The sequence below is a fragment of the Pseudomonas sp. DCB_AW genome, from assembly GCF_026240895.1.
Lineage (GTDB): Bacteria > Pseudomonadota > Gammaproteobacteria > Pseudomonadales > Pseudomonadaceae > Aquipseudomonas > Aquipseudomonas kermanshahensis.
Window position 1 is genome coordinate 23,759 of the sequence record NZ_JAPFCE010000060.1, and the last position, 7,346, is coordinate 31,104.

The following is a 7,346-nucleotide window of genomic DNA, read 5'->3' on the forward strand; positions in this document are numbered from 1 at the left end:
TGCCTTACTGCTGAACTTGGCCCTGGTCATACTGCTGGCCAGGAATCGGCTTCAGGTTGACCTCGACACGACGGTTTTGCGCACGGCCGTTAGCATCGGCATTGCTGGCGATCGGCTGGTCCGGGCCCATGCCACGCGCCGAAATACGCGAAGCATCGACACCCTGCGAAGTCAGGTAGGTGCTGACCGCTTGCGCACGGCGCTGGGACAGGTCCATGTTGTGCTGGCGGCTGCCGGTGCTGTCGGTAAAGCCAACCACTTCGATGGTGTTCTGGTTGAACTGCTTGAACGAGCCGGCCAGGTTGTTCAGCGGCGAGTAGAAGCTAGGCGCGATGTTGGCCGAGTCGGTGGCGAAGGTGATGTTGCCGGGCATGATCAGCTTGATCTGGTCACCCTGGCGCTGCACTTCGACGCCGGTATTGGCCATTTGCGCGCGCAGTTCGGCTTCCTGCTTGTCGGCGTAGTAGCCGTAGCCTGCGGCGGCGGCACCCACTGCGGCAGCGCCGATCAGTGCGCCTTTACCGCGGTTGTTGTGGTCGATGGCGGCGCCGGCGATGGCACCGGCCAGCGCGCCCAGGCCGCCGTACTTGGCGGTCTTGCTCATCCCCGTGGAGCCCTGCGCCTGACCCTGGTTGTCGTACGGGTTCTGGCTGGCGCAGCCCGTCATCAGGGCAGCGGCGGTTGCGACGATAATCAGACGACGCATGGTGAACATGGACAAGCTCCTACTGAAATTCATAAATGCGGCAGACCGCGAATGGATCTATGCCAGCCTTGGATTGCCCAGACGGCAAAAAATTCCATGAACACCATTTCATGCAGGTTCATGCCCGCACGAACGGGTTCTCGCGCATCTCGTCACCCAGGCGGGTGTCTGGCCCGTGGCCGGTGACCACGATGGCCTCTTCATCCAGCCGGTACAGCCGCTCCTTGATCGAACGAACGATAGCCCGCTGATCGCCACCCCACAAATCGGTGCGGCCAATACCGCGACGGAACAGGGTGTCGCCGGCAATCAGCAGCTTGGCATCGGCAAACCAGAAACTCATCGAACCCGGCGTGTGCCCTGGGGTGTGCAAGGCCACGCCACAACCACAGGCCAGCGCCTCGTCATCACTCAACCAGCGATCTGGCGGCGGCACCGGGGTGTAGGGCACGCCGAACATCTGGCATTGCATCTCCAGGTTGTCCCACAGCGACTGGTCGTCCTTGTGCAGGTGCAGCGTCGCGCCGGTCAGCTCCTTGAGCTTGCCCGAGGCGAGGAAGTGATCGAAGTGCGCGTGGGTGTGAATGATGCTCACCAGGGTCAAGCCATGGGCCTGCAGGCGCGCGAGGATCTTGTCCGGGTCACCGCCTGGGTCGACGACGATGGCCTTTTTGGTCAATGGGTCGCCGATCAAGGTGCAGTTGCACTGTAGGGGACCTACGGGGAAGGTTTCGCGGATGAGGGTGGGTGGGGCTTGGTTCATTGTGTATCTCAATAACATTGAGGATCTCACTCGCCTTCAAGTCGAGGTGGCTCCTGGTGGTTTACAAGATATTGCGCTGTGCCTGCCAGGTGCAAGACTGGCGGTATTGGATGTTTTCGAAATCGAGCGCCGCCCGCGCGGCGCTTCGCAGCACAAGGCTGCTCCTACACCTGTTTCGGGCCAGTGAGGCCTGTAATGTTGGCGCGCGACCGCCTTTGTTGATTCGACACGATATTGAGGTGGGCGGTCAGGGGCCACGCGCCAATGGCTCAGGAATAATTGGCCCGAAACAAGTGTAGGAGCAGCCTTGTGCTGCGAAGCGCCGCGCAGGCGGCGCTCGTTCTCATAGGCGCCTCAGAATTGTGTCCTGCACCCACTTGCCATGCTGTTTTACGGCAAGAACAACCTGAACAACCCGCCCCCCAGCGACCCGCCATTGGAAATTTCAATCCGTCCCCTCACCCCATCGCTCTCATGCAGCGCCGCGATCCGCGCAGCGAAATACAGGCCCAGGCCCGTACTGCCACTGTGTGAATCGATGCCCTGGATGAACTCTTCCTGGCGCTCGAGCATGCGCTGTGGATAACCCGGGCCGTCATCGTTGACGCAGATGACCAGTTGATTCGCCTCTTCCTCGATGCTGATCAACAACGCATGCCCGGCAAACCGGGTGGCATTGGTAATCACGTTGGCGATCACCGATGCCACCAGCTCGCGGTCGAAGAAGCCCAGCGGGTTGTCGGTGTCGATGCGCCAGGTGGCGAGGATGTCGTTGTGCTTGAGCACTTCTTGGTGGGCGGCCAGTTGGGCTTCGATGAAGTCATCCAGCTCATGGTAGTCCGGGCACACCGGCAGCTGGTTCACGCCCAGTTTGTACAGCCCCAGCAGTTGCACCAGCATACCGTTGAGGTGCCGGAACTCATGTTCCATCACCCCTTGCTCGGTGCCGCCGCGCAACTCTTCAGGCAAGCGCGCCAGCCACTGGTCATGGGACTGGATCAGCGCGGACAGGGAGTTCTTGAGGTCGTGCACGGTGGAGGCGATCACCGTGGAAAAATCCAGCCCCTGATTGTCTTGATTCATGCGCCGAACACTCGGATGTGCAGTTTGCCATAGCGGTCATAGCGGTTGTCGCTGGCAGGGATGCCGGCCACGCTGGTCAAGGCGTCGCGGCATTCCTGCATGATCGCAGGCTGTGGGTCATCCCCCCCGATGCGCAGCAGCGCCTGGGCGGTGTTGAGGGCGATGCTGATGTTCTTGGGTTGCAAGGCCAAGGCCTTGCGGAACAACTGCAGCGCTTCGTCGAGCTGACCTCCCTGGTAACTACGCACTCCCTGGCGGTTGAGGGTGACGGCCTCGGTGATCGCATTGAGCACCGCCGGATCATCCGTCAGCTTGGCCACCCTCTGCATCACTTTGGGGTCGTCGCCGTAACTTTCAACGCAGCTTTTGAGCACGCCGAGCGCGGCCGCTTCCTGCCCTGACGCCTGCAGCTGAGCCGCCACCGTCAACGCGGCATCGACCGAGAAAAACTGCTCCATCTTGTCCAGACGCTGCATGGCCTGCTCGGTGAGCTTGGCGGCCGTCTCGGCATCGCCGGCCTGCTGCAGGCTGGCGGCCTTCATCATGCGGGCGCGTACCTGCAGGCCCTGATCTTCAGGGTATTCCTTGGCCACTTCACTGAGCACGGTGTTGATCTCGACGCGGGTACGGGCGTCCAGGCCAAAACCTGCGTTTTTGTTCATCAGCGCCTGAACCAGGCCAAGGTTGTTCTCGGCATCCTTGTAGCGCGAGCTCTGCCCCTGGTTCACGGCATGGCGGAACGCCTTGGAGGCACTTTCGAAATCTTCGTTGCCCAGCGCCAGCTTGCCCAGCGTGGACTGCCGGCGTACCGACAGCGGCGACAGGCGCACCGCTTCTTCCAGCATGTTCTGCGCGCGCTTGGTTTCGCCCTGCGCCACCAGCACTTCAGCCATGCCGTCGTACAGGCCCGGCATGATCGGGAAGGCTTTCAGGGCCTGTTCATACACACCCTGGGCCTGGGCATTCTGGCCACGCTTGTGCATCAAGCTGCCCAGCGCCGAATACACCCACGGCTGCGGGCGGCTGGCGAGGATGGCCTTGAGAAACTTTTCCAGCTCGTCGAAGCGATTGAGCCCGCGCAAGGCATCGGCGCGGTAGCGCAGGCACAGGGGGGCGAAACGCGGGTCCTTCTTGCACAGCTCGGCACATGCTGCCAGGACTTCGGCCGGGCGGCCGCGGTCCAGCGCCTGGAGGATCGGCTTGAGCAAGGTCTTGCGCTGGAACAGCTTCTCGACGCGCTGGGCCAGGCCCACCCGGTTGAACGGCTTGGTCAGGTAGGCATCGGGCTCATGCTCGATGGCACTGAGGACGATGGCCTGGCTGCTCTCGGCGGTCACCATGATGAACACGCATTCATGGCTGATGTGCTTGTCGAGGATCAGGTCCTCAAGCACCTGCTGGCCGTTCTTCTTGCCGTCGCCCAGGTGGAAATCCTGCAGGATGAAGTCATAACGCTTCTGCGCACACATGCGCAGCGCCTGCTCGCCGCTGTCGGCCGTGTCCACGTCGCGCACACCCAGTTCGCGCAACATGGAACGGGTCGACGTACGAAAGTCGGTAAAGTCGTCGACGATCAGAAAGCTCTTTTGCCCGTACTGCAGCATCAACACGACCTGTATTGGGATGATTGAAAAATCGCGCAAGGCGATGCATACCACCGAATGCTATATCGGCAGCCGGCCGGGAAAGATGAGGATAGAGCACGCAGCGCGCTAAACAACGGTCCAGTAATAGCCTCAAGCCATTACTTTAGCGGGCAAACCCCTGGTGCGGCTACTGTCAGACCAGCAGGCCCAGCGCCTTCGCTTTGGCCACCGCCTGGGTGCGGCGCTCGACGCCCAGTTTGCTGTTGATATGGCTGGCATGGGTCTTCACGGTGTGCAGCGAGATGAACAGCCGTTCGCTGATCTGCTGGTTGGAACAGCCTTGGGCGATCAGCTCAAGCACAGCCCGCTCCCGCCCACTCAATGCCTCGCCACTGCCACTGCTGACGGCAGGTAACGGAGGCAGGCGCTTGAGCAGTTCGACCTGGACCGGGCAAGCCGAGCGCGCTGCAAGCTGCTCGTGCAGCCACTGCGGGTGTTTTTCGAGCAAGGGTTGGAACGGTTGCAGGACACCGCCTTGGGCGGCCTCGAGTGCCTTTGGCAGCAGCCCGGCAGCCTGCGCGTCTCGGCCTTCAGCGAGCAGCAGGGCGAGCCACTGGCACAGTGCACTGACGGCCAGCAGCATGCCGCCACTGGCCACGCCACGTTCGACCAGCCCTGACAGGCGCTGAACCGACGCCTCGGTGCGCAACTGGATACGCTCGAGCAATGCCTGCTGCAGTTCGATATGCAGGGGTAATAGCGGGTGGAACTCCGGCGCGGCTGCCGGTTGCTCGCCACCGTAGGTCTGCCCCAGCCGCAGCAACCAGGATTCGGCGAGATCGGTGCGCCCCTGTGCCAGCCACAGTTCGCACTTCACCAGGGTAATCATGGCCAGGTAGTAGATCGGTGGAACATCCCAGATGTGCATCAGCCGCTCCGCCTCGGCCAGCTCGGCGAACCCTTCGGCGAAGTGGCCCTCGCGGCCATCGAGCGTGGCAATGACGCAATGGCCGATCAGCACGCTGATGTCCCGGCAGGCACGCGCTTCGCCAAGCCCCGCACGCAAGCGCGCACGGCCTTGGGCTGATTGCAGGCGCGACACCAGCAGGTAACCCTCGTAGAGCGTCAGCCTGGCCCGAACGGCGTACAACCGCTGCCCCGACAGCCCCTGCAGGCGCTGCAGACCCTGGCGCACTTCGTCCAGCGCCCGCAACACTTCACCCCGGGCATGCAGCACCCGTGCTCGATCGTAATGAGCCAGGGCTTCGAACAGCGGGTTGCCGACGCGCTGGGCCAGCTCCAGGGCTTCGCGGTTCCAGCCGCGTGCATGCCAGAAGTCGGCATCGGTGATGGCCAGGTTGGACAGTGTCGACAGGCACACCAAGCGCTGGCCGTAGCGCTTGCACGGCAAGCTTTGCAAGGCTTCGCCACAGTAGGCCAGGGTACGCGCGCGATCCCCCCGACCCCGCGCGATCACCCCACTCAGGGCCAGCCACTGGGCCAGCATGGACTTCTGTGCGGTCGCCGAGGGCGCAGGCAGAAAACGGCTGAGGTAGCTTGCCAGTTCTTCGGCCGCATCCAGCTGGCACGCCAGCCCCAACGCCCAGCTGTACAGCACGATCAGGCGCGGCGTGCTGATCAGCAAGCTGTCGGGCAGATCCATCTTCCAGCGCAGCAACATGCCCACGTTCTGCTCGGCCAGCAGTTGCTCCTCGGAGAGGCTCTGCACCAGGTCAGCCGCCACGTCCAGGTGGCCGGCCCGCAGCGCCTGCTCAACCGCCTCGTCCAGCAAACCCTGGGCCTCGAACCAGCGGCACGCACGCAGGTGCAGGCGCGCTGGCGGTTCGCTGGCCTGGCGGCTTCGCAGCAGGTCGGAGAACAGGTGATGGTAACGAAACCAGTGGCCGTGCTCGTCCAGAGGCACCAGAAACACTTGATGGGCCTGCAGGAAGCGCAGGATATCGGCGCTGTCCTGGCGGTCGCGCAGGGCATCGCACAGCTGGGCACAGAAGCGCTCCTGGCACGCCGTGTCGTAGAGAAAGGCCTGCACGTCGGCCGGCAGGATCTCGATGACTTCTTCCAGCAAGTAGTCGCGTATCAACCCCTCGCCACCGTGCAGTGCGTGGGGCAAAGCCTGCTCATCACCGGACTCGCTGGCTGCCAACTGCCAGAAGCGCAGCCCGGCCACCCAGCCGTCACTGCGCTGGATCAGGTTATCCAGCGCCTGGCCGCGCAAGCCGGTGGGTTGGCGGCCGATTACCGCCAGTGACTCGTCGGGTGTCAGCCGCAGCTCTTGCTCGTTGAGTTCGACCAGTTGCCGCGACAGGCGCAGGCGCGCCAGGTGCCAGTCCGGGCGCTGGCGGCTGGTGATCAACAGCACCAGGCCACTGGGCAAGTGATTGAGGAAAAACTGCAGGCAGCGGTCGAGTACGGGCCCTTGGGCCAAATGGTAATCGTCCAGCACCAACAGCAGAGGCGTATCGGCTTGCAGGTATTGGGCGAGTTCATCGAGCAGGCCGTCGATCCACTCCTCGAACGCGAAGGGCTGGTGGCGCTGGCGCATTTTCAGCAGGCCCATGGCTTGTCCACCCAATGCAGGGCAGTACTGCTGCAGGCCTTCGAGCAGCCGCTCGAGAAAACGGCCGGGGTCGGCATCGCGCTGGCTCAGGCCAAGCCAAAGGCTGCGCCAGTGCTCCGGCAGGGATTCGCAGAATTCGATGGCCAGCGAGCTTTTGCCAAAGCCCGCCGGTGCGTTGACCAGCAGCAACCGCCCATTGAGGCCGGCGTGCAAACGCTGACACAACCGCGCACGCGGCACATGGCCGTCCGGCAGCGGCGGCCGGAAGAAACGCCCGTCCAGCAGGCCTAGGGCCTGGCTGGCGAATCCATGCGTACGGGACAGATCTGTCATGGCCGGCTCGTTCTGAAGGGAAGACAACGGCGGTACGGATGTTTGCGAGACTAGCGGGTAATGCAGCGCATTTGAAGATGATGGGCACCATAGGGCTGTAAAAGACTACGACAAAAAGCAACAACCCTGATGGACAGGGGCTGGAGCGGGGGTTTGGTTGGGTATTCAGCAGATTTATTGCCCGCGCCCACAGGGATTGCGCAGCTTTCAAGGCCAGTGCAATACCTGTAGGAGCAGCCTTGTGCTGCGAAGAGGCCGGTAAGGCTAGAGATTATCTTCGGCTGCAATGGCCTCTTC

General features: G+C 62.9%; 5 protein-coding genes. All 5 read right to left on the reverse strand.

Annotated elements, in window-relative coordinates; translation table 11 throughout:
• Positions 1–4: 4 nt before the first annotated feature.
• Complete coding sequence (locus OO306_RS22705; RefSeq protein WP_027594438.1) at positions 5–715, reverse strand: OmpA family protein; 711 nt, start codon at positions 713–715, stop codon at positions 5–7.
• A gap of 109 nt (positions 716–824) precedes the next feature.
• The gene (locus OO306_RS22710; protein WP_085274096.1) at positions 825–1,469 is read right to left on the reverse strand and encodes an MBL fold metallo-hydrolase; all 645 of its coding nucleotides are present in this window, start codon (positions 1,467–1,469) and stop codon (positions 825–827) included.
• Positions 1,470–1,859: 390 nt separating this feature from the next.
• Positions 1,860–2,552 (reverse strand): sensor histidine kinase KdpD, encoded by a 693-nt coding sequence (locus OO306_RS22715; RefSeq protein ID WP_099428328.1) that lies wholly within the window; start codon positions 2,550–2,552, stop codon positions 1,860–1,862.
• A complete protein-coding gene (locus tag OO306_RS22720) occupies positions 2,549–4,156 on the reverse strand; it encodes a tetratricopeptide repeat-containing response regulator (protein ID WP_027594441.1) in 1,608 nt (535 codons plus the stop codon). Before OO306_RS22720 ends, OO306_RS22715 begins: the two co-directional genes overlap by 4 nt.
• Positions 4,157–4,331: 175 nt before the next feature.
• Positions 4,332–7,049, reverse strand: a complete 2,718-nt coding sequence (locus OO306_RS22725) for a LuxR C-terminal-related transcriptional regulator (protein WP_265969981.1) — start codon at positions 7,047–7,049, stop codon at positions 4,332–4,334.
• Between the last annotated feature and the right edge of the window lie 297 nt (positions 7,050–7,346).

Coding starts and splice junctions, on each gene's coding strand:
- OO306_RS22720 (WP_027594441.1), bottom strand. CDS start 4,156: ATGCTGCAGTACGGGCAAAAGAGCTTTCTGATCGTCGACGACTTTACC.
- OO306_RS22725 (WP_265969981.1), bottom strand. CDS start 7,049: ATGACAGATCTGTCCCGTACGCATGGATTCGCCAGCCAGGCCCTAGGC.
- OO306_RS22715 (WP_099428328.1), bottom strand. CDS start 2,552: ATGAATCAAGACAATCAGGGGCTGGATTTTTCCACGGTGATCGCCTCC.
- OO306_RS22710 (WP_085274096.1), bottom strand. CDS start 1,469: ATGAACCAAGCCCCACCCACCCTCATCCGCGAAACCTTCCCCGTAGGT.
- OO306_RS22705 (WP_027594438.1), bottom strand. CDS start 715: ATGTTCACCATGCGTCGTCTGATTATCGTCGCAACCGCCGCTGCCCTG.